The 26,476-nt window shown below is 63.0% G+C and carries 28 protein-coding genes and 1 pseudogene; 19 read left to right on the forward strand and 10 right to left on the reverse strand.

Features of this window, described 5'->3' with window-relative positions; genetic code table 11:
- Nucleotides 1-417: 417 nt before the first annotated feature.
- The 4 genes and pseudogenes from AC1DOG_RS21730 to ppa all read left to right on the forward strand — a co-directional run bounded on the left by AC1DOG_RS21730 (nucleotide 418) and on the right by ppa (nucleotide 5,371).
- Nucleotides 418-1,994 (forward strand): annotated as a pseudogene (locus AC1DOG_RS21730) (alkaline phosphatase D family protein).
- 135 nt (nucleotides 1,995-2,129) lie between these two features.
- Nucleotides 2,130-3,947 (forward strand): translational GTPase TypA, encoded by a 1,818-nt coding sequence (typA, locus tag AC1DOG_RS21735; RefSeq protein ID WP_113197393.1) that lies wholly within the window; start codon nucleotides 2,130-2,132, stop codon nucleotides 3,945-3,947.
- A gap of 204 nt (nucleotides 3,948-4,151) precedes the next feature.
- Nucleotides 4,152-4,658, forward strand: coding sequence for a GNAT family N-acetyltransferase (locus AC1DOG_RS21740; protein ID WP_018902289.1), 507 nt, complete (start codon nucleotides 4,152-4,154; stop codon nucleotides 4,656-4,658).
- A gap of 176 nt (nucleotides 4,659-4,834) precedes the next feature.
- On the forward strand, nucleotides 4,835-5,371 hold the full coding sequence (gene ppa / locus AC1DOG_RS21745) for an inorganic diphosphatase (RefSeq protein WP_018902290.1): 537 nt from the start codon (nucleotides 4,835-4,837) through the stop codon (nucleotides 5,369-5,371).
- Here ppa and AC1DOG_RS21750 read toward each other — a convergent pair whose 3' ends face one another.
- Nucleotides 5,372-5,713 carry a DUF167 domain-containing protein gene (locus AC1DOG_RS21750; RefSeq protein ID WP_477930982.1) on the reverse strand — a complete coding sequence of 114 codons (342 nt, stop codon included), beginning with the start codon at nucleotides 5,711-5,713 and terminating at the stop codon, nucleotides 5,372-5,374.
- Entirely contained in the window at nucleotides 5,680-6,003 is a 324-nt protein-coding gene (locus AC1DOG_RS21755) for a YggT family protein (protein ID WP_477930984.1), read from the reverse strand. Before AC1DOG_RS21755 ends, AC1DOG_RS21750 begins: the two co-directional genes overlap by 34 nt.
- Nucleotides 6,004-6,111: 108 nt before the next feature.
- On the opposite strand from AC1DOG_RS21755, the gene AC1DOG_RS21760 reads away from it, so the two are divergent.
- Nucleotides 6,112-7,359 carry an MFS transporter gene (locus AC1DOG_RS21760; RefSeq protein WP_477930986.1) on the forward strand — a complete coding sequence of 416 codons (1,248 nt, stop codon included), beginning with the start codon at nucleotides 6,112-6,114 and terminating at the stop codon, nucleotides 7,357-7,359.
- A 192-nt stretch (nucleotides 7,360-7,551) separates the two neighbouring features.
- Here the strand turns inward: AC1DOG_RS21760 and AC1DOG_RS21765 are convergent, their stop codons facing one another.
- From AC1DOG_RS21765 to AC1DOG_RS21785, 5 genes are all read right to left on the reverse strand, one after another.
- The gene (locus AC1DOG_RS21765; protein WP_047508761.1) at nucleotides 7,552-8,037 is read right to left on the reverse strand and encodes a RidA family protein; all 486 of its coding nucleotides are present in this window, start codon (nucleotides 8,035-8,037) and stop codon (nucleotides 7,552-7,554) included.
- Between the two features lie 140 nt (nucleotides 8,038-8,177).
- Complete coding sequence (locus tag AC1DOG_RS21770; protein WP_477930988.1) at nucleotides 8,178-9,011, reverse strand: glutamine amidotransferase; 834 nt, start codon at nucleotides 9,009-9,011, stop codon at nucleotides 8,178-8,180.
- The gene (locus AC1DOG_RS21775) at nucleotides 9,001-9,486 is read right to left on the reverse strand and encodes a tellurite resistance TerB family protein (RefSeq protein ID WP_477930990.1); all 486 of its coding nucleotides are present in this window, start codon (nucleotides 9,484-9,486) and stop codon (nucleotides 9,001-9,003) included. The genes AC1DOG_RS21770 and AC1DOG_RS21775 overlap by 11 nt, the downstream gene beginning before the upstream one ends.
- 15 nt (nucleotides 9,487-9,501) lie before the next feature.
- A complete protein-coding gene (locus AC1DOG_RS21780; protein ID WP_477930992.1) occupies nucleotides 9,502-11,130 on the reverse strand; it encodes a heme biosynthesis HemY N-terminal domain-containing protein in 1,629 nt (542 codons plus the stop codon).
- A gap of 2 nt (nucleotides 11,131-11,132) precedes the next feature.
- Nucleotides 11,133-12,473, reverse strand: a complete 1,341-nt coding sequence (locus AC1DOG_RS21785) for a COG4223 family protein (protein WP_477930994.1) — start codon at nucleotides 12,471-12,473, stop codon at nucleotides 11,133-11,135.
- Between the two features lie 242 nt (nucleotides 12,474-12,715).
- Here AC1DOG_RS21785 and AC1DOG_RS21790 point away from each other — a divergent pair, with 242 nt between their 5' ends.
- Nucleotides 12,716-13,375, forward strand: coding sequence for a helix-turn-helix domain-containing protein (locus tag AC1DOG_RS21790; RefSeq protein ID WP_477930996.1), 660 nt, complete (start codon nucleotides 12,716-12,718; stop codon nucleotides 13,373-13,375).
- On the forward strand, nucleotides 13,368-13,784 hold the full coding sequence (locus tag AC1DOG_RS21795) for a hypothetical protein (RefSeq protein ID WP_477930998.1): 417 nt from the start codon (nucleotides 13,368-13,370) through the stop codon (nucleotides 13,782-13,784). Before AC1DOG_RS21790 ends, AC1DOG_RS21795 begins: the two co-directional genes overlap by 8 nt.
- Nucleotides 13,785-13,796: 12 nt before the next feature.
- On the opposite strand, the gene AC1DOG_RS21800 is transcribed toward AC1DOG_RS21795, so the two are convergent.
- Nucleotides 13,797-14,519 carry a uroporphyrinogen-III synthase gene (locus AC1DOG_RS21800; protein ID WP_477930999.1) on the reverse strand — a complete coding sequence of 241 codons (723 nt, stop codon included), beginning with the start codon at nucleotides 14,517-14,519 and terminating at the stop codon, nucleotides 13,797-13,799.
- 6 nt (nucleotides 14,520-14,525) lie between these two features.
- Nucleotides 14,526-15,455 carry a hydroxymethylbilane synthase gene (hemC, locus tag AC1DOG_RS21805; protein ID WP_477931001.1) on the reverse strand — a complete coding sequence of 310 codons (930 nt, stop codon included), beginning with the start codon at nucleotides 15,453-15,455 and terminating at the stop codon, nucleotides 14,526-14,528.
- A gap of 73 nt (nucleotides 15,456-15,528) precedes the next feature.
- Here hemC and tsaD point away from each other — a divergent pair, with 73 nt between their 5' ends.
- Genes tsaD through AC1DOG_RS21830 form a run of 5 tightly spaced genes read left to right on the forward strand, consistent with a single transcriptional unit; the run spans nucleotide 15,529 to nucleotide 19,004 of the window.
- Complete coding sequence (tsaD, locus tag AC1DOG_RS21810) at nucleotides 15,529-16,623, forward strand: tRNA (adenosine(37)-N6)-threonylcarbamoyltransferase complex transferase subunit TsaD (RefSeq protein ID WP_113197399.1); 1,095 nt, start codon at nucleotides 15,529-15,531, stop codon at nucleotides 16,621-16,623.
- A complete protein-coding gene (locus AC1DOG_RS21815; protein ID WP_477931003.1) occupies nucleotides 16,620-17,612 on the forward strand; it encodes an NAD(P)H-dependent glycerol-3-phosphate dehydrogenase in 993 nt (330 codons plus the stop codon). Before tsaD ends, AC1DOG_RS21815 begins: the two co-directional genes overlap by 4 nt.
- A 10-nt stretch (nucleotides 17,613-17,622) precedes the next feature.
- A complete protein-coding gene (locus tag AC1DOG_RS21820) occupies nucleotides 17,623-17,916 on the forward strand; it encodes a YciI-like protein (protein ID WP_113197401.1) in 294 nt (97 codons plus the stop codon).
- 4 nt (nucleotides 17,917-17,920) lie between these two features.
- Nucleotides 17,921-18,352 (forward strand): EVE domain-containing protein, encoded by a 432-nt coding sequence (locus AC1DOG_RS21825; protein ID WP_018902306.1) that lies wholly within the window; start codon nucleotides 17,921-17,923, stop codon nucleotides 18,350-18,352.
- A 4-nt stretch (nucleotides 18,353-18,356) separates the two neighbouring features.
- Nucleotides 18,357-19,004: a class I SAM-dependent methyltransferase gene (locus tag AC1DOG_RS21830; RefSeq protein ID WP_477931006.1), complete on the forward strand. Its 648-nt coding sequence runs from the start codon at nucleotides 18,357-18,359 to the stop codon at nucleotides 19,002-19,004.
- Nucleotides 19,005-19,013: 9 nt separating this feature from the next.
- On the opposite strand, the gene AC1DOG_RS21835 is transcribed toward AC1DOG_RS21830, so the two are convergent.
- Entirely contained in the window at nucleotides 19,014-19,598 is a 585-nt protein-coding gene (locus AC1DOG_RS21835) for a hypothetical protein (RefSeq protein WP_477931008.1), read from the reverse strand.
- Between the two features lie 316 nt (nucleotides 19,599-19,914).
- Here AC1DOG_RS21835 and sdhC point away from each other — a divergent pair, with 316 nt between their 5' ends.
- The 7 genes from sdhC (at nucleotide 19,915) to zapE (ending at nucleotide 26,329) form a co-directional block, all read left to right on the forward strand.
- Entirely contained in the window at nucleotides 19,915-20,310 is a 396-nt protein-coding gene (sdhC, locus tag AC1DOG_RS21840; RefSeq protein WP_112941438.1) for a succinate dehydrogenase, cytochrome b556 subunit, read from the forward strand.
- Nucleotides 20,311-20,321: 11 nt separating this feature from the next.
- Nucleotides 20,322-20,702, forward strand: a complete 381-nt coding sequence (gene sdhD, locus AC1DOG_RS21845; RefSeq protein WP_047508738.1) for a succinate dehydrogenase, hydrophobic membrane anchor protein — start codon at nucleotides 20,322-20,324, stop codon at nucleotides 20,700-20,702.
- 8 nt (nucleotides 20,703-20,710) lie between these two features.
- Nucleotides 20,711-22,567: a succinate dehydrogenase flavoprotein subunit gene (gene sdhA, locus AC1DOG_RS21850; RefSeq protein ID WP_477931010.1), complete on the forward strand. Its 1,857-nt coding sequence runs from the start codon at nucleotides 20,711-20,713 to the stop codon at nucleotides 22,565-22,567.
- Nucleotides 22,568-22,638: 71 nt separating this feature from the next.
- Nucleotides 22,639-23,520, forward strand: coding sequence for a hypothetical protein (locus AC1DOG_RS21855; protein ID WP_477931012.1), 882 nt, complete (start codon nucleotides 22,639-22,641; stop codon nucleotides 23,518-23,520).
- Nucleotides 23,513-24,292, forward strand: a complete 780-nt coding sequence (locus AC1DOG_RS21860; RefSeq protein WP_018902314.1) for a succinate dehydrogenase iron-sulfur subunit — start codon at nucleotides 23,513-23,515, stop codon at nucleotides 24,290-24,292. Before AC1DOG_RS21855 ends, AC1DOG_RS21860 begins: the two co-directional genes overlap by 8 nt.
- Nucleotides 24,293-24,595: 303 nt before the next feature.
- Nucleotides 24,596-25,117 carry a protease inhibitor Inh/omp19 family protein gene (locus AC1DOG_RS21865; RefSeq protein ID WP_112429340.1) on the forward strand — a complete coding sequence of 174 codons (522 nt, stop codon included), beginning with the start codon at nucleotides 24,596-24,598 and terminating at the stop codon, nucleotides 25,115-25,117.
- A gap of 48 nt (nucleotides 25,118-25,165) precedes the next feature.
- On the forward strand, nucleotides 25,166-26,329 hold the full coding sequence (zapE, locus tag AC1DOG_RS21870) for a cell division protein ZapE (protein WP_477931015.1): 1,164 nt from the start codon (nucleotides 25,166-25,168) through the stop codon (nucleotides 26,327-26,329).
- The last annotated feature ends 147 nt before the right edge of the window (nucleotides 26,330-26,476 follow it).

The following is a 26,476-nucleotide window of genomic DNA, read 5'->3' on the forward strand; positions in this document are numbered from 1 at the left end:
CCGCCATGCGCAAGCTGCTCACCATTCTCAACGCCATCATCAGGGACAACAAACCATGGCAAAACGCTTGACCGGCAAGACAGTCGCTCTGCCCTGCCGGGCATCTCCCCCACAAGGGGGGAGATCGGCTAGACGCAGCCGCTCGCTCCTACTTCAATTTTTTGGCGTAGAGCTTAACCACGAGTCGATCTCCCCCCTTGTGGGGGAGATGCCCGGCAGGGCAGAGGGGGGTGATGCTGGCCGCAGCGTAAGCGAGAGCCGGCGCCTCGCATAGCCAAGCGAGGCGCGCGTCCCAACACAAAACTGTCGCCAAACCTTCGGAAAACCGTCATGGCGGCGTCAAGTGGGTGACATGTGGGGTGGGCATAGGCGGGGTGCGGGAGATCGTCCCGTTTGCCAAGCCGGATGCGCCACCTGATGACACTGACGGAACCGACCCGCCGCCGTTTTTTATCCTCGATGGGAGCGGTTGGCGGATTTGCCGTGGCGGGGCTGGCGATGCCCTATTATGCGCGCGGATCGTCCAGCCGGCCGGTATTTACCTCGGGCGTGCAGTCCGGCGATGTCGATCAGACCTCGGGCGTCATCTGGACGCGGGTGGATCGGCCGTCGCGGCTCTTCGTGGAATACTCGACATCAGACAAATTCTCCAATGCCGTGAGGCTGCCGCCGATCGACGTCACGCCCGATAGCGATCTGACCGCCAAGCTGTTGCTACAGGATCTGCCTGCTGGTCAGGAGGTGTTCTACCGCTTTCGCGCGGCCGATCTCCAGGACATCAACAGCCGGTCGGAGCCGATCCTCGGGCAGTTTCGTACCGCACCCGTTGCCCGCCGCGATATCCGCTTCGTCTGGTCGGGCGATACGGTGGGGCAGGGGTGGGGGATCGATGATGAGGGGATGCGGACGTATTCGACGATCGCTTATCACCGGCCGGACTTCATGATCCATTCCGGCGACACGATCTATGCCGACAACCCGGTTCCCGACGAAATCTCGCTGCGCGGCGGCGGGGTCTGGAAGAACCGTATCGTCACCGAGGCCAAGCGCGAGATCGCGCAGACGCTAGAGCAGTTTCGCGGGCAATGGACCTATAATCTGCTCGATGAGCACGTGAAATCGCTCAACGCCGTCTGCCCCATCTTCTACCAGTGGGACGACCACGAGGTGCTGAACAACTGGTCGCCATCGACCGATCTCAGCCGTGACGACCGCTACAAGGAGAAGTCGGTCGCGGTGCTTTCGGAGCGGGCGGCACAAGCTTTTCACGAGATGACGCCGACGCGTCATGTCGCGGCCGAACCGGGGCGGATCTATCGCAAGGTTTCCTATGGGCCGCTGCTCGAGTGTTCTTCGTCGACCTGCGCTCCTATCGCGGGCCGAACAGCCATGGGCTGGATGAAAAGCTTTCGCCACAGTCGCGGATTTTCGGCGAGCGGCAAGTGGCGTGGCTGAAGCGTGAATTGGTGCGCTCGACGGCGACGTGGAAGGTGATCGCCTGCGATCTGCCGATCGGGCTCGTCATCTGGGACGATTACGGCAATCGGCGCGGATCGGAATCGATCTCCAATGGCGACAATGGCGCGCCGCTCGGTCGCGAGCTCGAATTCGCCGACCTCCTGCGCTTCATCCGCGATGCCGGGATATCGAACATGATCTGGCTGACGGCCGACGTGCGCTACGCGGCGGCGCATCACTATAGTCCCGAGCGGGCGAAGTTCCGCGAGTTCCTGCCGTTCTGGGAGTTCGTGGCCGGGCCGCTGCATTCGGGCACCTACGGGCCGCAGGAGCTCGACATGACCTTCGGGCCTGAAGTCAAGTTCATGAAGGCGGCGCCCGGTGGGGCCGAGCAGAACCTGCCGCCGTCAGCAGGGATGCAATTCTTCGGTCTCGTCGATATCGATGGCACGACCGAGCAGCTGACGGTGCGGCTGATGGATCGCAACGACCAGGAGCTCTGGCGGGTGGTGCTCGACCCCGAAAGGACGAGCTGATGCCATCCGTGCTATACGTGCATTCCTCTCATTCCAGGCTCCCCCCTTTCGCATTCGCGAAAAACACTGTAAGAGCCGCCCCAATGCAATTGGCGCCCTCCCAGCGTGGCGCCCCAGCCTCAGAGATATAGACATATGGCACTTCGCAACATCGCGATTATCGCGCACGTTGACCATGGCAAGACGACACTGGTCGACGAGCTCCTGAAACAGTCCGGCTCGTTCCGCGAAAACCAGCGCGTTGCGGAACGCGTGATGGACTCGAACGACCTGGAAAAGGAACGCGGTATCACGATCCTTGCCAAGGCGACCTCGGTCGAGTGGAAGGGTGTTCGCATCAACATCGTCGACACCCCCGGCCACGCCGACTTCGGCGGTGAAGTCGAGCGTATCCTGTCGATGGTGGATGGCGCGATCGTTCTGGTCGATAGCTCTGAAGGCCCGATGCCGCAGACGAAGTTCGTCGTCTCCAAGGCGCTGAAGGTCGGCCTCCGTCCGATCGTCGCGATCAACAAGATCGACCGTCCCGATGGCCGCCACGAAGAAGTCATCAACGAAGTGTTCGACCTCTTCGCCAGCCTCGACGCCACCGACGAACAGCTCGACTTCCCGATCCTCTACGGTTCCGGTCGCGATGGCTGGATGAACGTTGCACCTGAAGGCCCGAAGGACCAGGGTCTCGCACCGTTGCTCGACCTCGTGCTGCAGCACGTTCCGGAGCCGACGGTTGCCGAAGGCCCGTTCACGATGATCGGCACCATCCTGGAAGCCAACCCCTTCCTCGGCCGCATCATCACCGGCCGCATCAATTCCGGCTCGATCAAGCCGAACCAGGCCGTCAAGGTCCTCGGCCAGGACGGCAAGACGATCGAAACCGGTCGTATCTCCAAGATCCTCGCTTTCCGCGGTATCGAGCGCACCTCGATCGACGAAGCGCATGCAGGCGACATCGTCGCCATCGCCGGCCTTTCCAAGGGCACGGTTGCCGATACCTTCTGTGATCCCGCGATCAACGAAGCGCTGACCGCGCAGCCGATCGACCCGCCGACCGTTACCATGTCCTTCATCGTCAACGACAGCCCGCTGGCCGGCACCGAAGGCGACAAGGTGACCTCGCGCGTCATCCGCGACCGCCTCTACAAGGAAGCCGAAGGCAACGTCGCGCTGAAGATCGAGGAAGCCGAAGGCAAGGATTCGTTCTACGTTTCCGGCCGCGGCGAATTGCAGCTCGCCGTTCTGATCGAAACCATGCGCCGCGAAGGCTTCGAGCTTGCCGTGTCGCGTCCGCGTGTCGTCATGCACCGCGACGAGAACGACCAGCTGATGGAGCCGATCGAAGAAGTCGTCATCGACGTCGATGAAGAGCATTCCGGCGTCGTCGTGCAGAAGATGTCCGAGCGCAAGGCCGAAATGACCGAGCTGCGTCCTTCGGGCGGCAACCGCGTTCGCCTCGTGTTCAACGCTCCGACCCGCGGCCTGATCGGCTACCAGTCGGAACTCTTGACCGACACGCGCGGCACCGCCGTGATGAACCGCCTGTTCAAGGACTACCAGCCCTACAAGGGTGAAATCGGTGGCCGCACGAACGGCGTTCTGCTCGCGAACGCTGCCGGCGAAGCCGTGGCCTACGCCATGTTCAACCTGGAAGATCGCGGCCCGATGATGATCGAGCCCGGCGAAAAGGTCTACATGGGCATGATCATCGGCATTCACAGCCGCGACAACGACCTCGAGGTCAACGTCCTCAAGGGCAAGCAGCTGACCAACATCCGCGCCGCCGGCAAGGACGAAGCCGTCAAGCTGACGCCGCCGATCCGCATGACGCTCGACCGCGCTCTCTCCTGGATCCAGGACGACGAGCTGATGGAAGTGACGCCGAAGTCGATCCGTCTGCGCAAGATGTATCTCGACGCCAACGACCGCAAGCGCTTCGCCAAGGCGAAGACCGCCTAAGTCGAACAGGCTTACAAGAGACTTCAAAACCCCGGCCATCGCGCCGGGGTTTTTATTTTGTGCGGTTCGCCGAATCCTTCTTGTCGCAATAGTTAAAAAAGCGTTAAATTTCAGCCGTCGTCCACATGTTAACCCTGTGGGCAATCGGGCTGAATGCGTTAGCGCATATGGTTAATTGTCCGCGACCGGGCCAGAGTAAGCGTTATGAAGACGTTGTCGATCGATGTTCGGCGGGCCGAGCCGCATGATTCCCGAGCTATCTCGGAGGTGCACCGGCTTGCGTGGAAACATACCTATGCCGGCATCATTCCGCACAAGGCGCTGACGCAGATGGTGGAGCGCCGCGGCGAGAGCTGGTGGCGCAAGGCGACACGCGGACCCGCGACGCTGCTCGTGCTTGACGTCGCCGGAACGGTTGCCGGCTATGCAACGCTCGGTCTCAACCGCGCCCGCGCGCTGCCGCAGGAAGGCGAGATCTACGAGCTCTATCTTCGCCCCGAGTATCAGGGCATCGGCCTCGGCCACATGCTGTTTTCCGAAGCGCGGCGGCTTTTGAAGTCGCTCGGCTGCAAGGGCATGGTGGTCTGGTGCCTGGAAGAGAACGAGGGCGGCGCGGAGTTCTATCGCGGCCATGGCGGCATCGACTATTGCGAGGGTACCGAAACCTTCGACGAGAAGCCCTTGAAGAAGATCGGCTTCATTTGGAACTGAGCGATCTGCTCAACGACAAGGTGCGGGGGAGCAAAGTGCTGGCCTCTGCCCAGTTTTCCGGCATTTTGAAGGCCAGATCATAAAACAATCATGTGCCTGCGCGGTCGTGCTCTGTTGCTTCGCGGCATGAATCCGATTATCTGGCTGCGAAGATTTCACGTCGCGGGAGTAATCGCATGCGCATCGACGCCATTGCCATTGGCAAGAACCCACCTGAGGACGTCAACGTCATCGTTGAAGTTCCCGTCGGTGGCCACCCGATCAAGTACGAGATGGACAAGGACGCCGGTACGCTGGTTGTCGACCGTTTCCTCTACACGCCGATGACCTACCCGGGTAACTACGGCTTCGTACCGCACACGCTGTCGGAAGACGGCGACCCGATCGACGTCCTGATCGCCAGCACCCGTCCGCTGGTTCCGGGCTGCGTCATCAACGTGCGCCCGATCGGCGTTCTGAAGATGGAAGACAATTCCGGCAAGGACGAGAAGATCATCGCCGTTCCGTCGCCGAAGCTGACCATGCGCTACGACAAGGTCAAGGACTACACGGATATGCCTGAGATCACGCTCAAGCAGATCGAGCATTTCTTCGAGCACTACAAGGATCTGGAACCCGGCAAGTGGGTGAAGATCTACGGCTGGGGCGACGCCAAGGAAGCCGGCCAGCTGATCCTCGAGGCGATCGAACGCGCCAAGAAGGAAAAGGCCTGATTACAGGCCGAGTAAAGCTTCCAGCTTTTTGATCAGATCCTCCGGCTCGGCATCGATCCGGAGGATTTTTTTACGCGACGTGTCGCCCGAGACGAGGTTCACCAAGGACTTCGCGAGGCCGAGCTGCTTCGCCACAAGCGCGACCAGCGCCTTGTTGGCCTTGCCTTTCTCGGGAACGACCGAGACACGGGCCTTCAGATAGGCCCTGCCGTCGGCATCCAGCTCAATACCATCGATCTGATCCCGCCCGCCATTCGGCGTCAGCCTGATGGCGAGGACGAGATGATCGTCAGCGGCCTGCCAGGGCCTTACCGCAACACCAACGGGACGATGGTGTTCCACATGAACGAGCGGATGAAGAAGATGATGAGCAGCAGGATGATCGGCGAGATGTCGATGCCGCCGAGGTTCGGCAGTACGCGACGGATCGGGCGCAGCACCGGTTCGGTGACATTGTAGAGGAACATGCCGACCGAATTGACGAACTGATTGCTGGAATTGATCACGTTGAACGCGTAGAGCCAGGAGAAAATGGCGCTGGCGATCAAGATCCAGGTGTAAAGATTCAAAGCCAAATCAATGGTTTGAAAAAGCGCAAGCATCGCAATCTCCAGTTCGTTGTTGACAGACATGTAGACATTGGCGACTAAACCGGCAAGAGCCGTGTGCAATGCCGCGGCAATTCATGTTTAACGGGCGCGTCGGGAAGCGATGTTTGGCCCGTTTGTTGGAAAGACATCATGTCCATCTCGGCTCACGGCGACCGCTTCGCGGCCTTCCGGCACTCCTCCTACACCCGCTTCTTCTTCGCCCGATTTCTGCTCTCGTTTTCGCAGCAGATCGTCAGCGTCGCGGTCGGTTGGCAGATGTACGACCAGACGGGCAGCGCCATCTATCTCGGCCTGATCGGGCTGGTGCAGTTCCTCCCGTCGCTGCTGCTCATCCTCGTCACCGGCTCGGTCGCCGACCGCTATAACCGCCGCGCCATCGCCTCGCTGTGCTCGCTGGTGGCCGCCCTTTGCACGCTGACGCTGCTTGGGATGACGATGACGGGCACCTTCTCGCCCATCCCTGTTTTCGCGGTGCTGCTGGTCTTCGGCATCGAGCGCGCCTTCATGTCGCCGGCAGTGCAGTCGCTGGCGCCCAATCTCGTGCCGGCCGACGATCTCTCGAACGCGATCGCCTGGAACTCGTCGTCCTGGCAGCTCGCCTCGATCACCGGCCCCGTCATCGGCGGCCTGCTCTACGGCATCAATGCGCATACGGCCTATACGGTGGCCGTGGTGTTCGCGGGCCTCGGGGCGGGGCTGCTCTTCCTGATCCCGAAGCCGGCGCAGAAGACGACCGGCGAGGCGAAGAGCTGGGATATGATCCTCGGCGGCTTCAAGTTCATCCGCACCGAGAAGGTGGTGCTGGGCGCGATCTCGCTCGATCTCTTCGCCGTGCTGCTCGGTGGCGCCACGGCGCTGATGCCGATCTTTGCGCGTGATATCCTGACGCTCGGCCCCTGGGGCCTCGGCCTGCTGCGCTCGGCGCCGGGCGTCGGCGCGATCGTCATGGCCGTTTTGCTTGCGACCTATCCGCTGAAGCATCGCGCCGGGGTCTACATGTTCGTCGGCGTGGCGCTGTTCGGGCTGGGGACCATCGTCTTCGGCCTATCTGATAATGTCGAGCTGTCGATCGCGGCGCTGGCGCTGATGGGGGCGGCGGACATGGTGTCGGTCTATGTCCGCGAGAGCCTGATCGCGCTCTGGACGCCCGACCAACTCCGCGGTCGCGTCAACGCCGTCAACATGGTGTTTGTCGGCGCGTCGAACGAGCTTGGCGAGTTTCGTGCCGGGACGATGGCTTCGGTGTTCGGTGCTGTGCCGGCGGTTGTCATCGGTGGGATCGGGACGCTTGTGGTGGCGGCGTTGTGGGCGAGCGGGTTTCCGCAGTTGCGGAAGATCGATACGCTGGATGCGCCGGAGCATGTGACGCGGGGGTAGGTAGGTTTTTGGGGGTGGTTCACGTTGAGTGTGGGGCCCCCTCATCCGCCTGCCGGCACCTTCTCCCCGCGGGGGAGAAGAGACTCGGGGCCGGCCGCTCGCTCAACCTCCCCTTCGCCCCAACGGGGAGAAGGTGGCCCGAAGGGTCGGATGAGGGGGCCACGCACGCAACGCTAGCCGACCAAAAATCCCTCACCCCGAAATCATCACCTCCGCCTCGATCTCGACCGGAAAATTCAGCGGCAGGCCGGCGACGCCGATGGCGGAGCGGGCGTGGCGGCCGACGTCTTGGCCGAAGACGTCGTTGATCAGTTCGGTGAAGCCGTTGATGACGGCGGGTGGGTTGGAGAAGTGGGGGGCGCAGTTGACCATGCCGAGAACGCGGCACCAGCCGGTGATGCGGTCGAGGCTGCCGAGTTCGCGCTTCAGGCTGCCCAGCATGGCAAGCCCGACCTTGCGGGCCGAGGCGTGGGCCTCCTCGATCGTCACCGTGTCGCCGACGACGCCGAAGGGGCCTGATGGGGAGCCGTCGGGGTTCTGCGGTCCGTGGCCGGAGATGAAGGCCCTGTTGCCACGCACGTTGACCCAGGGAAAGGGGAGCGTCATGTGCGAGGGCAGTTTCAGCGGCTGGGGCAGGACGAGGCCCAGCGAGACAAGCTTCTGTTCGTAGTTCGACATGCTGTTCCCCTGACATGGCTGCGGTCATGGCGGCGCCTGGCGCGACCAATCGGCCGGATCGTGGATCGGAACCTGTTTTTGCGACTAGAATTCAAGCGAAGTGACGTTGCCGATCATAACACGGCGCGCGGCTCTCCGCATCAGGCCGTCAGCGTGGCCTTGGCCGAGGGGGCCGATTTCGGCTTCTTGCCCTCGAAGACGAGATCGAGGAATTCGTTAAGCCAGGCCTTGAGCGGCGCGTCGAACAGCATGCGGCCTTCGAGATGCTCGCGGCCCTGTTGCGCGTTGGGGAGGATGAAGCGGTGGGCGCCGTGGACGACCCAGCGGTGCATCATGGCGCGGGTCAGTTCGGCGTGGAACTGTAGCGCCCAGGCATGGCCGTTGTAGCGGAAGGCCTGGTTCGGGTAGACGTCGCCTTCGGCGAGCAGATCGGCGCCGCGCGGCAGATCGAAACCTTCGCGGTGGAAGTGGTAGACCATGCGCGGCCAGTGCATCAGCTGCCGGCCCTTTTCGGTCGCGCGCAGCGGATACCAGCCGATCTCGGTGGTCTCGTCGGCATTGGCCGCGACCTTGCCGCCGAGATGGCGCACCAGCATCTGCGCGCCGAGACAGATGCCGAGCAGCGGCTTCTTCTCCTTCAGCGGCACATCGAGCCAGCTGATCTCGGCCTTGACGAAGTCGTCGGGATCGTTGGCGCTCATCGGGCCGCCGAAGACGACGGCGCCGGCATGCTCGGCAAGCGTTGTCGGCAGCTTTTGGCCGAGCACCGGGCGGCGGATGTCGAGCGGATAGCCCTTCTCGGCGAGCAGTTGGCCGACGCGGCCGGGGCTGGAGCTTTCCTGATGGAGCACGATCAGAACCGGGCGTTTGGCTTCGATGCCTTGGCCCGGGTCGTTGGGGTCCGCGGCGCCGGGGCCGGCAATGCCGGTGCCCGCGCCACCTATGCCCGCCGCGCCTGTACTGTCAGTCGGCATCGTCTTGCACCACATCGATGCCGGTGACGCGCTTGGCTGCTTCCTGGCGCTTCTGGATGCGCTCGCGGGCCGATACGCCGAGAAGCTCGGCGATGCGCCAGATGGCGTCGTCCTCCATCTCGCTGCGCTCGCCATCGGCATAGACGATGTCCCAGAGGATGCCGATCAGCTCCAGGCGCTGCTCGGTGTCGAGGTGGCGCTTCAGGTCCGAGGTGAAGCGGTAATAGTCGACGGCGTCGCTCTCGGCTTCCTGGCCGGCGGCAATCAGCGCGTCGAGCTGCTTGCCGTCGAGACCGTACTGGTCCTTCAGGAGCGTGCGCAGACGCTTCTTCTCGCTGTCCTTGATCTGGCCGTCGGCCTCCATGACCTGCATGCAGAGTGCCGCCACCGCGATGCGGGGATCATCGGGGGCGAAGCTGCTCTTTTGGGGGTCTGCGGTCAGGTTCTGAAAAAATGCCTGGAAGCGTTCGAACATACGGGTCCTGTTTGGCTAGAAGAGGCGAAGCCGTGTCTTGGGTTCTGGCTCGGCCGATGGATTGCGCACGCCCGGATCATCCGGCAGGCCGCCGAAGAAGGGGCGTGGTTCGGGGGCGTCGGCAGGTTTGCTCGCGGTTGCCGGCTCCTTAGGGGCCGGTTTCGGCTTGGCGGGCGCGGGTGCTGCCGGCGTCTCTGCCACCGGGCGGGCGGCCTTGGCGATGGTGGCGGCGCGCTCAAGCTCGATGATGCGGTGATCGCCGGCGGCACTGTCTGATCTCACGTCGCGCACCGGCGGCAGGCTCTTCAGCGCGCTGTCGATGGAGATGACGGAGCCTTCCTCGACTGGGCCTTCGACCTGGCCGAACGGCGCCTTCCAGACGAAGGCGTCGAGCTTGCCCGTGACCGGCGAGAGCGGCAGCCATTTGTCGGAGACATAGCCGTCTGCCACCCATGCCGGATCGCGCGGCGCCTTCAGCGCCTGTGCAAGCCAGTGGCGGATCCGGCCCTGGTCGCCGGTCTCGGCTTCCTCGATATCGGCGAGCAGCAGGAAGGCTGCCTCGCGCGGCTCGATGCGGGCGGCGGCCTCGGCCTTGGCGCGGGCCTTGGCGAAATCCCGGATGTCGAGGGCGGCCTGGGCGACGATCAACAGCGATTCGATGTTGTTGGGGCGGAGCGCCTCCAGCTTTTCGGCGCGCTTCAGCCGGTCGGCGAGCGAATCGCCGCTGCGGGCGCGCACATAGGTGGCGCCGATCTCGGGATGCGGGTTGGTCTTCCAGGCCTGCTCGAGAATGGAGGCTGCCTTGCGCAACTTGTCTTCGCGAAACAGCGCCTTGGCGGCGATGATCGCGGCCGGCTCGAAATCGGCCGAGAGTTTCAGCGCATGCGTGGCGTCGTCGCGGGCGCCTGAAGGATCGTTCTCCAGCTTCTCGTCGGCACGGGCCGTCAGAAGCACCGCGCGCAGGCGGTCGGCCTCTGCCTTGTCGATGACGCGGGCGGCCTTCTGCTGCTCGAGCAGGCGGATCGCATCGTTCCAGCGGCCGGACTGGCTGCGGTATTCGAGCGTCGCCTGGGCGGCCCAGGGGAGATAGGGCGCGTTGTCGGCGGCCTTTTCGGCGTACTGACGGGCGGCCTCGTTGGCGCCGAGGCGCTTGGCCTCGAGATAGAGGCCGCGCAGGCCGAGCTCGCGAGTCTCGGGATCCTCGACCATCGCCTCGAACTTGGCGCGGGCCTCGTCATGCCGGCCCTCGATCAGGGCCGCCTGGGCTTCGAGCAGCGCGATCAGCGGCTCTTGGTCGGCGCGGATAAGGCCGCGCGAGCGGGCGGCCATCTTGCGGGCCATCAGCGCATTGCCGGCGCCGGCGGCGATCAGACCGGTCGAGAGCGCCTGGTAGCCACGGTCGCGCTTGCGGGCGCGGAAATAGCGGGTGACGGAATGCGGCGAGGTCCAGATCACGCGCACAAGCCACCAGGCGACCATGACGACCGCGATCAGCGCGATGATCGCGGTTGCGGCGACGATCAGCCGGGTCTGATACAGCTGGCCTTCCCAGATGAGCGAGAGATCGCCGGGGCGATCGGCAAGCCAGGAGAAGCCGTAGCCGAGGACGAGCACGAGAAGCGCGAAGACGACGAGCCTGATCATGGTCAGCCCTCCTTGCCAGTACCGGGGCCAGTGCCGGAGACCGCCTTCGACAGCGCGCTGCCGACAAGCTCCTCGACGCGGATGCGGGCGTCCAGCGATTGCTTGAAGGCGGCGGACGCCTGCTTGGCATCCGCCGGCAGCGTGGTCCACTCGTTGGCCGCACCCGGCAGGTCGCCGTTCTTCACCTTGTCTTCCATGCGCGCGGCAATCGCCTCGACGCTGTCACCCTGGATATTGCCGACCGGGCGCACGCTGACCAGCGACTTGGCGCCAGCCATCAGCCGGTCGGACCAGCTCTCGTTCGGATCGGCCTTTTTGACGCTGCCGACGATCGCGGTCGCCACATCAGGCGCCTGGCGGATCAGCTCGGCGCGCGAGGGCACGCCGGTTTCGGCGAAATTCTTGAGGTCGGCGACGACGGGATCATCCGGCGAGACGCCGGCATAGGTGTCGAGTTCTGCCACGAAAGGACCGCCGCGATCGATCGCCGCCTTCAGGCCCGCCGCGGCGATCGCCTTGGCGACGGCTACGTCCTGGCGCGGCTCGTTGAGCTTCTGCTCGGCGGCGCTGAGGCGCTGTTCGAGCTCGGCGCCATTGGTGGCGCGCTGCTCGGTCGCCTGGCTGACGGCGCCGCGCAGCTGGTCGAGCTCCGCGGTGAGATCCGATATCTTCTGGTTCAGCGCATCGACGGTGGCGCTATCGGCGCCCGAGCCGACTGCCTGAGGCGCCTTGGCGGCGGTCTCAAGTGCTGCGATGCGGCTTTCGAGCGCGTCATTGGCCGGCGCTGCCTGCGGTGCGGCGGCGAGGTTGGCGACGGACTGCTTGAGGCCGTCGATTTCGCCGGAGAGGTTGGTGATCTCGGGCGAAGTCGTCTCAGGCGCCGAGGAGCCGGGCAGGAAGCCGGCATATTGGATAGCGCCGGCGCCGATCAAGGCGATCAGCCCGCCGACGATGCCGGCGGCGATCAGGCCGGAGGTGCCGCCCGGCTGGCGCTGAGGCTCGCTCTTGGGGGGCTCCACGGGTTCGGGCGCATGATTATAGGGCGGCAGTTCGGGATCGGGCGCCTTGTCATAGGCAAAGGGCTCGGCCGTCTCTTCAACAGGAGCGTCGGCCTTGGCCTTCGAGGCGTCGCCCTCGTCGATACCTTCATCGGGAACGATCGATTCGCTGGTCTCCGGCGGTGCTTCGGCTACCTTGTCGGCCGTCTTGCCGATATCCGCGCCGGCGTCATGCTGGATGTCCTTGCTGGCACTCTCTTCCGAGGCAATCTCCTGCGCATCCAAGTCGATCGTGACCGGCTCGTCGGTGCTCTTCGAATGGCGGGGCGGATTTCCTGGTGCCATGAGACCCTCATAATTCTTACAGTGGTTCGAAAGTAGTCAGTGAGGCCGGTGAAGGAAAGAGGCCAGATGAAATTTGCGAAATTAGGTCGCGACCTTGGCTGAAATTGGATTGGTTTGTGGGGCAATCGGGTGGCGTTGTCAGGATCAAGAGAAAGGTTTAATAATAGGTCGATTGATTTAATATCAACCCAATTGGTTCGTTATCGGATCATCTGTCGAGATATTGGAGGTGTTGAACGGTGGTGAGAACCATTGCGCAAAGCGCCATCAGAAACCCTGTTGACCTTGTTTTCGGGGTGGATTCGAATGTTCGGGTTCTGCGTGTGCTGGCGCGCCATGGCGGGCTGTTGTCCGCCGCCGATATCAGCCAGCGCGCGGCGTTGTCGAAGAGCAGCACGCGTCTTGGGCTGCTCTCGCTGGAGGAGATCGGTGTCATCTTCGCCGAGGGGGCAGGATACAGCCGGCTGTATCGGCTCAATGCCGAGCATTATCTCGCCGACCAGATACGAAGTCTCTTCGCGGCCGAGGATCGGCGGTTTGCTGATATCGTCGAGGCCGTGAAGGATAGCGCCGGCAGCACGGCGCCGCTGCTTAAAAGCCTATGGATCTATGGCAGTGTCGCGCGCGGGGAGGATCGGCTCGGCAGTGACTTGGATGTCGCTGTCGTGGCCGACGCTAAAGACCTCGCGGCGGTGGTCGAGACGATTCGGGATAGTCTGGCCGCGCATTCCGGGCGGCTCGGCTTTGCAGCAAGTGTCGTCGGTCTCGATATGTCCGATGTCGAGCGGCTGGCGCGTGATCGTGATCCCTGGTGGGGCAATGCGGTTGCGGATGCGATCGTGCTGTCGGGCAGACGGCCGGAGGAGCTTGCTGCTTTGGCTGGGGCCGACGCAGATGGTTAGATCGAGGCCGGGCAAGAAGACGGATGCGGCCTATGTTTCGGCGCGGCTCGCTGTGGCCAAGGCCTATTTGAAAGACGCCCGCAACAGCAATGCTTGGGCGGACCTCGGCGATCTCGGAAACCCATCCATCGCGACATCAATCAATTGCGCGATCGCTTATGCCGACGCCATCACCGCGAAGTATCGCGGCGAGATCAATCAGGGCGACCATGGCGCGGTGATCAAGCTGCTTCGCGCGGCACTCGGCAATGCATTTCCGAAGCATCAGGAGACAAACCTTCGGGCGCTTCTGGAGCAGAAGGACGAGGTGCAATACGGGGCGCGCGCGAAGTCGCGGGACGATGCCGCACGGGCGCTTGTTCGGCTTGAGGAGTTTGTTGTCTGGGCGGAAACCCAACTTATGAAATGACGGCTCTGTCGCTCACAGAAGCGACAACAGCGCTGTCTCATCCGGGCTGTCGGGGGTGGTGGATTGGCCTTGCAGGGTCGGGGGAATCGCGTCGGCGATGGCCGGGCTGAGGCAGAGGAGGCGGACGCCGATGAGGGCGTCGAGGTTGGTGGAGATTTCCTTGAGGGCGAAGAAATCTTCGGCGGTGCGGCGCGAATAGAAGAGGATCGCATCGGGTTCGTGGGCCGAGAAGAGTTCGCGGAGCAACTGGTCGGGGATGTCGAGGCGGCGCATGCGGTAGCATTCGACGGTGGTGACGGTCAGGCCAAGGTCTGCGGCGCGGGTCTCGAAGGTTTCGGCGCGGGGGAAGCCGGCTAGGTAGAGGAGGTTGGGCTTGTCCGATCGCGCGGTGTCGCGTTGCGCGATGCGGTCGGCGAGGTCGGCGCCGTCGCCGGTGGAGGCGGTGACGTCTCTGAAGCCCGCTGCCCTTGCTTCGTCTGCGGTGGCGTCGCCGACGGCGAAGAGGGGGCGGGAGAGGTGCGGGGCGAGGTCATCGGGGCGTTCGGTGAGGACGCGGATCGCCTCGGCGCTGGTGACTGATATCGGCCCGTCGGAGTTGGCGAGCGCCGCGAAGGCGGCGTCCGCATCGTGGGCGGGGGCGGATAGCGGCAGCATGATCGGCTCGTGTCCCATCTCCGCCAGCCGTTTTGCGGTGCGCTCGCCCGGATGCGGTGGACGGGTGACGAGCACGCGCATGCGCCGTCAGCTCCAGCTGTCGAAGAACGAGGTGCCGGCGCGAGCGCGGATATCCTGGCCGGCGCGGGTGCCGAGCGCGACCGCGTCGCGGCGGTGGCCGTCGATGGTGATAGCGTGCTGGCTGCGGCCATCAGGGGTGATGATCAGCCCGTGCAGCCGGATCTGGTCGCCTTCGCAGACGGCATAGCCGCCGATCGGCGTGCGGCAGGAGCCGTCGAGTGCGCCAAGGAAGGCGCGCTCGCAGGAGACGGTGTCGTAGGTCCTGATGTCGTTGATCGGGGCGAGCAGCGCGTCGGTCACCGTGTCGCCGGTGCGGCTTTCGATGCAGATCGCTCCCTGGGCAGGTGCCGGGGGGAAGGTGTCGGGGTCGAGGATGTCGGTGATGACCTCGACCTTGCCGAGCCGCTTCAGGCCGGCGAGCGCCAAGAGCGTCGCGTCGACCTGGCCCTCGTTCAGCTTGCGAAGACGGGTGTCGACGAGACCGCGGAAGGTGATGACGTTGATGTCGGGGCGCATGCGACGGATCAGCGCCTGGCGGCGCAGCGACGAGGAGCCGACGGTTGCGCCGTGCGGCAGGTCGATCAGCTTCGGGGCGGTGCGGCCTACGACAGCATCGCGAATGTCTTCGCGCGGCAGGTAGGCGGAGAGACAGAGCCCCTCGGGCAGCGTCGTCGGCATGTCCTTGGAGGAGTGCACGGCGATGTCGAGATCGCCGCTTGAGAGCTTCTCTTCCAGCTCCTCGGTGAACAGGCCCTTGCCGCCGATCTCGGAGAGGGAACGGTCGGTGATGCGGTCGCCCTTGGTCGAGAGCACGACGATCTCGAACATCTCCTCTGGAAGGCCGTGGGCGGCCATCAGCCTGTCGCGGGCTTCGTTTGCCTGGGCGAGCGCCAGCGGGCTGCCTCTGGTGCCGATCCGGAAAGGTTTTGTTTGCATCCGCATTGATCCGTTGTTACCGGAGTTTCTCGTAAACAGGTTTCAGACCCATCGCAATCAACGATCAGGCTCCATGGCTCCCTTTCTGCGCATCCTCGGTATCGAAACAAGCTGCGACGAAACCGCCGCCGCCGTTGTCGAGCGGGATGCGAAGGGCGTGCCGACCGTGCGCTCCGATGTGGTGCTGAGCCAGCTCGAAGAGCATAGCGCCTATGGCGGCGTGGTGCCAGAAATCGCCGCGCGGGCGCATGTCGAGGCACTCGATACGCTGATCGACGAGGCTTTGAAACGCGCCAATGTGTCGCTGTCCGACATCGATGCGATTGCCGCGACCTCGGGTCCGGGGCTGATCGGCGGGCTGCTGGTCGGGCTGATGACCGGCAAGGCGATCGCCAAGGCCTCCGGCAAGCCGCTCTACGCGGTCAACCATCTTGAGGGCCATGCGCTGACGGCGCGGCTGACGGATGGGCTTTCCTTTCCCTATCTGATGCTGCTCGTTTCCGGCGGGCATACGCAGCTGATCCTAGTGCGCGGGGTCGGCGAGTACGAGCGCTGGGGCACGACGATCGACGACGCACTGGGCGAGGCCTTCGACAAGACGGCGAAGCTGCTCAGCCTGCCCTATCCGGGCGGGCCGGCCGTCGAGCGGGCGGCGAAAGCGGGCAATCCTCAGCGGTTCAAGTTTCCGCGACCGCTGGTCGGCGAGGCGAAGCTCAATTTCTCCTTCTCCGGCCTGAAGACGGCCGTGCGGCAGGCGGCGACCGAGATCGCGCCGCTGACGGACCAGGACGTGGCCGATATCTGCGCCTCGTTCCAGGATGCCGTGTCGCGGACGCTGAAGGACAGGATCGGGCGCGGGCTGGAGCGTTTCAAGGCGCTCTATCCCGATGTCGAGCAGCCTGCGCTGGTGGTTGCGGGCGGTGTCGCCGCCAATCTCGTCGTGCGCGGCACGCTGCAGGCGCTGTGCGACAAGAACCGTTTCCGCTTCGTGGCGCCGCCGCTGCATCTGTGCACCGACAACGCCGTCATGATCGCCTGGGCCGGGCTGGAGCGGATGGCGACGGGTGTTGCGCCCGATGATCTCGACGTGCAGCCGCGCTCGCGCTGGCCGCTCGATTCGAGCGCCGAGACATTGCTGGGCTTCGGCAAGCGGGGAGCAAAGGCATGAGCGGAGAAAGCGAAACGATCGCCGTCATCGGCGCCGGCGCATTCGGGACGGCACTGGCGGCTGTGATCGCGCTGACGGGGCGGCACAAGGTGACGCTGATCGGCCGCGATCCAGCGCTGATGGCCGATCTCGCCGCCGAGCATCTGCATGATGCGGCGCTGCCAGGTATTCCGTTGCCGGAGACGCTGCAGTTTTCGTCGGAGCCGGATGCGATCAGCGATGCCGGCATCGTGCTCTTTGCCATGCCCTCGCAAGCGCAGGCCGATGCGGCGCGGCAGTATGAACCTTATCTGGCTAAGGATGCCGTCGTCGTCACCTGCGCCAAGGGGATCGAGAAGACCACGGGCAATCTGTTGACCGACATGCTGGCCAAGGCGCTTCCGGGACATGCGATTGCCGTGCTGTCCGGGCCGGGCTTTGCGGCCGATATCGCCAAGGGATTGCCGACAGCGATGGTGGTTGCCGCAGAAGATGGCGAGATTGCAGAGCGGCTGGCGCAGGCGATTTCAGGTCGTACCTTCCGGCTCTATCCGTCGTCCGACAGGATCGGCGTGCAGCTGGGCGGCGCCTTGAAGAACGTACTGGCGATTGCCTGCGGTATCGTCGAGGGCGCCGGCATCGGCGATTCGGCGCGGGCGGCGCTGATTGCACGCGGGCTTGCCGAGATGTCGCGCTTCGTCGTCGCCAAGGGCGGGCAGGCGGATACCGTGCCGGGTCTGTCCGGTCTCGGCGACCTCGTCTTGACCGCCACCAGCCATCAATCGCGCAACCTGCGTTTCGGCATCGCGCTCGGGCGCGGCGAGACGCGCGATCCCGCGCATGGCGAGCTCGTCGAGGGGGCGTTTGCCGCCGCCGTCGTATCGCGGCTCGCCAAGTCGCTTGATATCGAAATGCCCGTCACCGATGCGGTGTCCGCAATCATCGAGGGCAAGCTCGGCATTGCCGCTGCCATCGACCAGCTGATGACGCGTCCGATCACGACCGAATAGGAGAACCCACATGCTTTTCGCCTTTGTCTGCAAGGATAAGCCTGGCCACCTCAATGTCCGCATGGACACGCGCCCCACGCATGTCGAGCATCTCAATGCGCTCAACGCCGCCGGCACGCTGAAGATGGCCGGTCCGTTTCTCGATGCCGAGGGCAAGCCCTGCGGCAGCCTCGTCATCGTCGAGGCCGAGACCATCGAGGCGGCTACCGATATCGCCAATGCCGATCCCTATGCGAAGGCCGGCCTGTTCGAGAGCGTCGAGGTGAAGCCCTTCAACTGGGTCTTCAACAAGCCGGAGGCGTAAGCAAGTGGCGCACTGGCTTTACAAATCCGAACCGTCTGCATGGTCCTGGGAGCAGCAGAAGGCTGCCGGCGAAAAAGGCACTGAGTGGACCGGCGTTCGCAACTATCTGGCGCGCAACAACATGCGGGCCATGCAGATCGGCGACAAGGGCTTCTTCTACCACTCCAATGATGGGTTGGAGATCGTCGGCATCGTCGAGGTCTGCGCGCTGTCGCATCCCGATTCGACCGCCAAGGGCGACCCCAAGTGGGACTGCGTCGATATCCGCGCCGTGCGCGACATGCCGAAGCCGGTGACGCTGAAGGATGTGAAGGCGAGCGAGGCGCTGTCGAAGATGTCGCTGGTGACGTCGATGCGGCTGTCCGTGCAGCCGGTGACCGACGAGGAATGGGCCGAGGTCTGCCGCATGGGTGGGCTCGACAACCCGCCGCGCTGATATCGTGAAGACCGACCCCGCGCTCTTCATCCGCGACAATACCAGCCCGATGACGCCGCCGCATGTGCCGGAGATCCGGCTCAATCTGGCGAGCGAAGCGCATGAGCTGTGGCTGAAGACGGAAGAAGAGCTCGCCGAAATCGGCCTGCCGCCGCCGTTCTGGGCCTTCGCCTGGGCGGGCGGGCAGGGGTTGGCGCGCTATGTGCTCGATCATCCCGAAACGGTTTCGGGCAAGCGCGTCGTCGATTTCGCCAGCGGCTCCGGACTGGTGGCGATCGCGGCGAAGATGGCTGGCGCGGACAGCGTGCTCGCCGCCGATATCGATCCTTGGACGAAGACAGCGGTGGCGCTGAATGCTAGCCTGAACGGGGTCGAGATCGGTTTTACGGGCGACAATCTGATCGGCTCGGAGATCGATGCCGATGTGCTTCTGGCCGGCGACGTGTTCTATGATCGCGACTTCGCCATGGCGCTGGTGCCATGGTTCGAGCGGCTGGCGGCTGGCGGGGTGACCGTTCTCGTCGGCGATCCCGGTCGGGCCTATCTGCCGAAAGATCGGCTGTCGGCCTGCGCGGTCTATCAGGTGCCGGTGACGCGGGCGCTCGAGGACAGCGAGGTCAAGAAGACCACGGTCTGGCGCTTCAACGGCTGATGACCTCTATCAAGGGCGGATGACGCAGACGCCCTGTTCGTAGGAGCAGGCGTTGCGACGATTGTTGACGTGGATGACCTTGGCCATCGGCGCCAGCCGGACGGTCGGCTGATATCCGTAGCCGGCATAGCCGTAACCGCCGACATAGGTGCCGCCATCCGTCTCATAGGCATAGGATGTTCCGGCATAGGTGCCCGACGGCGCGCGCGCTTCGCCGCGCTGGTCGATGATGACGATGTTGCTGCGGGCAAAATTGGACGAGGGCGAGGAGAAGCGCTGGATGAAGCGGCCGCGGCCCGGATGCGGGCGGTAGCCGTCGTAGCCGCCGGCGATCTGCCGCGGGCCGTTGTTCCAGCCGCCATAATTGCCGACGATCGACGTGCCGCGATGTCGGATGACCGAACCGGATGCGAAGCCGTTTGCGATGCCGCGATGGCCCATGCCTTGTCCGATGTTGCCATATCCGATGCCGCCGGCATGGCCGCGATCGTGGTGGCGCGGGAAGACATTGCCGCCGAAATCGCCGGCTGCGGCGGGCAGCGCGATCAGCACTGCTGCGGCGAGCGAAACGAGTTTCGAGGATGTCTTGAACATCGCGTTGGTCTCCGGAAACGGAATGCTTAACAAAGCGTTAACGCGAAAATGCGCCAAAAGCGCAGGCTTGTCCACCAAAGCTTGAAAATTCATCCGCAAGGGGTAGCGGGGCGGGCCGGCTGACCTATGTCAACTGCGACGTCAAGACGCAAATCGATTAAATTCCGTGGGTGCGTCAATTATACTTGTCGTTAGGTGTTTCCGTGATTAAACGTCGCCATTGATGCAACGCACACACAGCATTCTGTCAATCGTGTGGTTGCTTGGATGCTTTTCCGGATCCCGGGGAGCGCAGAAAGACCGCCGCGAGGTTCTGATGGCGAACGTGACAAACAATCGGCCCCTGTCGCCGCATTTGCAGATTTATAAACCAATCCCCACCATGGTTATGTCGATCGTCCACCGTATCACCGGTGGGGCGCTCTATGTGGGCACGCTTCTGGTCGCCTGGTGGCTGATCGCGGCCGCGACCGGCGTCGGTGCTTACGACTGGGCCAACTGGGTGCTCGGCAGCATCATCGGCAAGCTCGTGCTGCTCGGCTATACCTGGGCGCTCATCCATCACATGCTCGGCGGCTTCCGCCACTTCATGTGGGACCTCGGCCACGGCTTCGGGAAGGAATTCTCGACCAAGCTCGCCATCGCCAACATCATCGCCTCGCTCTGTCTGACCTTGCTGGTCTGGGTGATCGGCTTCCTCATTCGCTTCTAAAGGTTGATCACATGGATATGCGTACCCCCTTGGGTAAGGTTCGCGGCCTCGGTTCGGCCAAGGACGGCACCGAACATTTCTGGCGCCAGCGCGTGACGGCCGTTGCCAACGTGCCGCTTTTTCTCTTCTTCATCATCTTCATGATCATCCATGCCGGCCAGCCCTATGCGGAAGTGGTCCACGCGCTGTCGAACCCGTTCGTCGCCGTCGTCATGGGCCTGATGGTCGTGTCGGGCGTCATCCACATGAAGCTCGGCATGCAGGTCATCATCGAAGACTACGTGCACCATGAAGTCACCAAGATCGCGCTCGTGATGCTCAACACCTTCTTTTCGATCCTGATGGCGGGGCTCTGTCTCTTCGCCATTCTGAAGATCGCCTTCGTAGGATAATTGATATCATGGCATCGAATTCATCCGCTCAGAATGGCCCCGCTCAGAACGGGAAGGCCTACAAGTACATCGATCATTCCTATGACGTGATCGTCGTCGGCGCCGGCGGCGCCGGCCTGCGCGCGACGCTCGGCATGGCCGAGCAGGGCTTCAAGACCGCCTGCATCACCAAGGTGTTCCCAACCCGCTCGCACACTGTCGCGGCGCAGGGCGGCATCGCGGCATCGCTGCGCAACATGACGCCCGACAGCTGGCAGTGGCACCTCTACGACACCGTCAAGGGTTCCGACTGGCTCGGCGACGTCGACGCCATGCAGTACCTCACCATGGAAGCGCCAAAGGCGGTCTATGAGCTCGAGCACTACGGCGTTCCCTTCTCGCGCAACGAAGAAGGCAAGATCTACCAGCGCCCGTTTGGCGGTCACATGCAGAACTACGGCGAGGGTCCGCCGGTACAGCGCACCTGCGCCGTTGCCGACCGCACCGGCCACGCCATCCTGCACACACTCTACGGCCAGTCGCTGCGCCATAACGCGGAATTCTTCATCGAGTATTTCGCGCTCGACCTGATCATGTCGGATGACGGCAGCCGCTGCACCGGCGTCGTTGCCTGGTGCCTCGACGACGGCACGATCCATCGCTTCGCCGCCAAGATGGTGGTGCTGGCGACCGGCGGTTACGGCCGCGCCTATTTCTCGGCGACCTCGGCGCATACCTGCACCGGCGACGGCGGCGGAATGGTTGCCCGCGCCGGCCTGCCGCTCCAGGACATGGAGTTCGTGCAGTTCCACCCGACCGGCATCTACGGCTCCGGCTGTCTGATCACCGAGGGTGCGCGCGGCGAAGGCGGATACCTCGTCAATTCCGAGGGCGAGCGCTTCATGGAACGCTACGCGCCGTCGGCCAAGGACCTTGCCTCGCGCGACGTCGTTTCGCGCTGCATGACGCTCGAGATCCGCGAAGGTCGCGGCGTCGGCAAGAACAAGGACCACATCTTCCTGCATCTCGACCACCTCGATCCGGCCGTTCTGCACGAGCGCCTGCCGGGGATTTCCGAGAGCGCCAAGATCTTCGCCGGCGTCGACGTGACGCGCGAGCCGATCCCGGTCCTGCCGACCGTTCACTACAACATGGGCGGCATTCCAACGAACTACTGGGGCGAGGTGCTCAACGCCGACAGCTCCAATCCGGAGCGGGTCATTCCGGGCCTGATGGCCGTCGGCGAAGCCGGCTGCGCCTCGGTGCACGGGGCCAACCGTCTCGGCTCCAACTCGCTGATCGACCTCGTGGTCTTCGGCCGCGCCGCCGCCATCCGCGCCGGTGAAGTCATCGACCGCGCATCGCCGGTGCCGCATCTCAACGTTGCCGCCTGCGACAAGATCATGGACCGCTTCGACGGCCTGCGTCACGCTTCCGGCTCTACGCCGACAGCCAATCTTCGCGAGAAGATGCAGCGCGCCATGCAGGAAGACGCCGCCGTGTTCCGCACGCAGGAATCGCTGGAATCGGGCTGCAAGCGCATCTCGGCCATCTGGCAGGAAATGCGCGACATCAAGGTCACCGACCGCTCGATGGTGTGGAATTCCGACCTCGTCGAGACGCTCGAGCTGCAGAACCTGATGGCCAACGCCATCACGACGATCTACGGCGCCGAAGCGCGCAAGGAGAGCCGTGGTTCGCACGCCCGCGAGGACTACACGGAAGGCAAGTTTGCCGGCCGCGACGACGAGAACTGGCGCAAGCACACGCTTGCCTGGGTTAACGACGCCGGCGACGTCAAGCTCGACTACCGCCCCGTGCATACCGAGCTGATCGCGGAAGGGATCGACCCGCAGAAAATCGCACCGAAGGCGCGTGTTTACTGATGGGAACTCCCGTCGAAATCGCTGAAGAAGGGCCCGCTTGGAATCCGGAGAGATTACGAGCGGCGTTCCCTTTGTCTATGCAGAAGGATTTCGAGGTTCCGGTCAACCAAGTTCCCTATGAGGTCGGAGTCGATAACGACTACCCGGCGGCTCTTCGTGAAATGATAAGTGCCGCGACGGTCACATATTATCTTCAAAACAAATCGATCGACAATGTCCGTAGAACTTACCTCAAAGATATGGCTTATGAGGAAGACCCGGGCGGCGCGTCGCGTTTAGATCGCGACTTTCGTCGGCTGTGCTTAGCGCAGGTGGAGCGAATTGGGGAAGCTTTGAGTGGCTATCCACCATTGCTAGGCAGGCAGCCAACTGTCGGGGAATGGATAGGGGATCTTACGCTAACGCGCGTGCAATACAGCTTTCGACGTGCCTTTGCGGAGGCGGACAAAGGTGCACTGTTTGAATCCGTCGCTATAGCGCGAATGATTTTGGAGCAGCTTGCTTGGATTTATGTCGTTCGCCCATTATCAGACGTCGACAAGATTAGAAATACAAAGACTACCAAGTGCATAGGTCGTCTCTCCGATCAGTTTTCTGATGTTGGAAAGCTTTACGGATGGATGAGCGACCATGTTCATTGGGACTATCGCGCCCATATTAAGGTGATCACGCACAATGGTGATTTGTCTGGAGCATGGTCCGCAACCTCTGAATTCAAAGCGATAGCGTATGCAATGCTCATCGCTCTTACTTTTTTTGTCTTCGATGTGTTTAGTGTGATTATGAATAGTTACACAGAACTATCTGAGACTGAGGAGCTACCGACTTGGTTGGCTAAAGACCTGGATTTCGATCCATGTGTGATGGTGGGGCAGATCTTGGATTTGTCTGGCGGGTCTTTGGACATTCAAACAATTCTGAACATCGTGAAAGTGGCCGCTAACCATGGTTGAACTCGCACTTCCCAAGAATTCCCAGATACGCGAAGGCAAGGTGTGGCCGAAGCCGGCCGGTGCCACCAATACGCGCGAATTCCGCGTCTATCGCTGGAGCCCGGATGATGGCCAGAACCCGTCGATCGACACGTTCTACATCGATGTCGACGATTGCGGCCCGATGGTGCTCGATGGTCTGCTCTACATCAAGAACAAGATCGACCCTACGCTGACACTGCGCCGTTCCTGTCGCGAGGGCATCTGCGGTTCCTGCGCGATGAACATCGACGGCACGAATACACTGGCCTGCACCAAGGGTCTCGACGACATCAAGGGCTCGGTGAAGATCTATCCGCTGCCGCACATGCCCGTCGTCAAGGACCTCGTGCCTGATCTCACCAACTTCTACGCCCAGCACCGCTCCATCGAGCCCTGGCTGAAGACGGTGTCGCCGGCGCCGGCGACCGAGTGGAAGCAGAGCCACGAGGACCGCCAGAAGCTCGACGGCCTCTACGAGTGCATTCTGTGCGCCTGCTGCTCGACCTCCTGTCCGAGCTACTGGTGGAACGGCGACCGCTATCTCGGCCCGGCCGTTCTGCTGCAGGCCTATCGCTGGCTGATCGATAGCCGCGACGAAGCCAAGGGTGAGCGCCTCGACAATCTCGAGGATCCGTTCCGCCTCTATCGCTGCCACACGATCATGAACTGCGCGCAGACCTGCCCGAAGGGTCTGAACCCGGCCAAGGCGATCGCCGAAATCAAGAAGATGATGGTCGAGCGCCGCGTCTGACGCGAGCCATCCATCCGGCGGCCCTTGTCGGGCCGCCAATGCCTGCCGGTGCGAGATGATCATCGTTCAATCGTGAAACAGGCGACAGCATTTCCGGAAGAAATGACTGGTCATCACCTTGCTGACAAATTCTATCTTCAGGAAGTTCTCAGCCGTAAAGGTTGAATTGCGCTGTCACAGGCCTAGCTCCGTCAGGCAATTCACGGCCATTACGGCTTGATTAACCAAAGTGAAACACGTTCATTCGAAAATAAGCTAATTACTATTTTCATGCGACAAAAGCGGACATTCGGGAGCATTCAGATGCAGTTGCGATATGCGATGACAGGTATGGCGGTTGTTCTGTCACTCGCCGGTTGCCAGCGTACGGCCTATAACGACGCGAGCTACAGCGCAGCGCCGGCGCCTTTGACGGCACAGCCGGTGCCTTCAGTGCAGGGCGGTCAGCTGCCTCCTCCCGGTGGTTCCTCGCAGTTTCCGGCCGCTCCGGCCTCGACGGCGCCGATGGGCGGCGTGCAGGGCGGCGGCGCAATGGCGGCCAATGGCGGCGGCCTCGACGTTACCAAGGAATCGCTGGTCGGCAGCTGGCGGGTCAACGGCTCCTGCGACATGTTCCTGACGCTCACCAACCTCGGCAGCGGTTCGCGCGGCGGTACGCGCGGCTGCGTCGGCGAGCTGACGGCGATGGGTTCCTGGGAAGTGTCGGGCAAGCAGGTCCTGCTCAAGGACCGCAACGGCACCCAGATCGGCAGCGTCTACAAGACCGCCGACAACGCCTTCAGCGGCCAGACGAGCAGCGGCCAGCCGATCGCGCTCAGCCGATAAGCGAGCCGGCGGCTCGCTCCGCCGATCTTTTCCAGGCGGATTATCTCAATGCAACCGATGCCAGACTACAGCTTGAGCGTCAGCGAACAATTGAAGTCGCTGACGGCCTCAGGCTCGCTTCAACTCGACTCCGCCCAGATGCATGTGGCGAAGTGCCTGGATCGGGTGCTGTCGGAGCTCAAGCAGAAGCGTCCGGCTGCGAAATCGAGCGCGCTCGGATGGCTGTTCGCGGCCAAGAAGAAGTCTTCCGAGCCAGTCAAGGGTCTCTACATTCACGGTAGCGTCGGCCGCGGCAAGACGATGCTGATGGACATGTTCTTCGACATGGCGCCCTGCGCGAAAAAACGGCGGGCGCATTTCCACGAGTTCATGACCGACGTTCACAACCGCATCGCCGCACACCGGCTGCGGTTGAAGAACGGCGAGACCAAGCAGGCCGATCCGATCCCTGTGGTCGGTGCCGCCCTCTATGACGAAGCCGAGCTTCTGTGCTTCGACGAATTCACGGTCACCGATATCGCCGATGCGATGATCCTGTCTCGGCTGTTTTCCGACCTGTTCGGTCGCGGCTGCGTACTGGTCGCCACCTCCAACGTCGAGCCGGTCAATCTCTATCGTGACGGCCTTAACCGTGGTCTGTTCCTGCCGTTCATCGATCTCCTCAACAAGCACGTCGAGACCGTGACGCTGGATTCTCCAACGGATTACCGGATGGAGAAGATCGACAGCCTGCCCGTCTACATCACGCCCCTCGACCGCCATGCCGACATGGCCATGGACGCCGCCTGGAACCAGGCGCTGCATGGGCGCAAGGCGCAGCCGATCGAGCTGCCGATGAAGGGGCGCTCGATCCATGTGCCGCTCGCCGTCGACCGGCTGGCGCGGTTCACCTTCTCCGATCTCTGCGACAAGCCGCTGGGTGCGGCAGACTTCCTTGTCATCTCCGAACGCTTTGATGCCATATTTGTCGATCACGTTCCCATGCTCGGACCCGAGAAACGCAACCAGACGAAGCGCTTCATCATTTTGGTCGATACGCTCTACGACCATGCGGTGAGGCTCTATATCTCGGCGGCGGCCATGCCTGAGAACTTGTTGACACAAGCGCGTGGTACCGAAGGTTTCGAGTTCGACCGGACGGCATCGCGCCTTTTCGAGATGCGAAGTGCGGAATATCTGGCTTTGCACCACGAGAAACGAGCCGCCGAATAGCAGTTTCATGACAAAAACTCTTACGTTTACGTAAGTAATTTGTCTTCTAAACGATTGAAATTGCTGGTCCCAAAATAATCAGTTGCCATTTTTGGCCTTAGGGTCTATGCGATTGCGGCAATTGGGCGCAGCCCCTCAGTGCGTCGC

This window comes from Rhizobium sp. 01N48, from assembly GCF_056399145.1.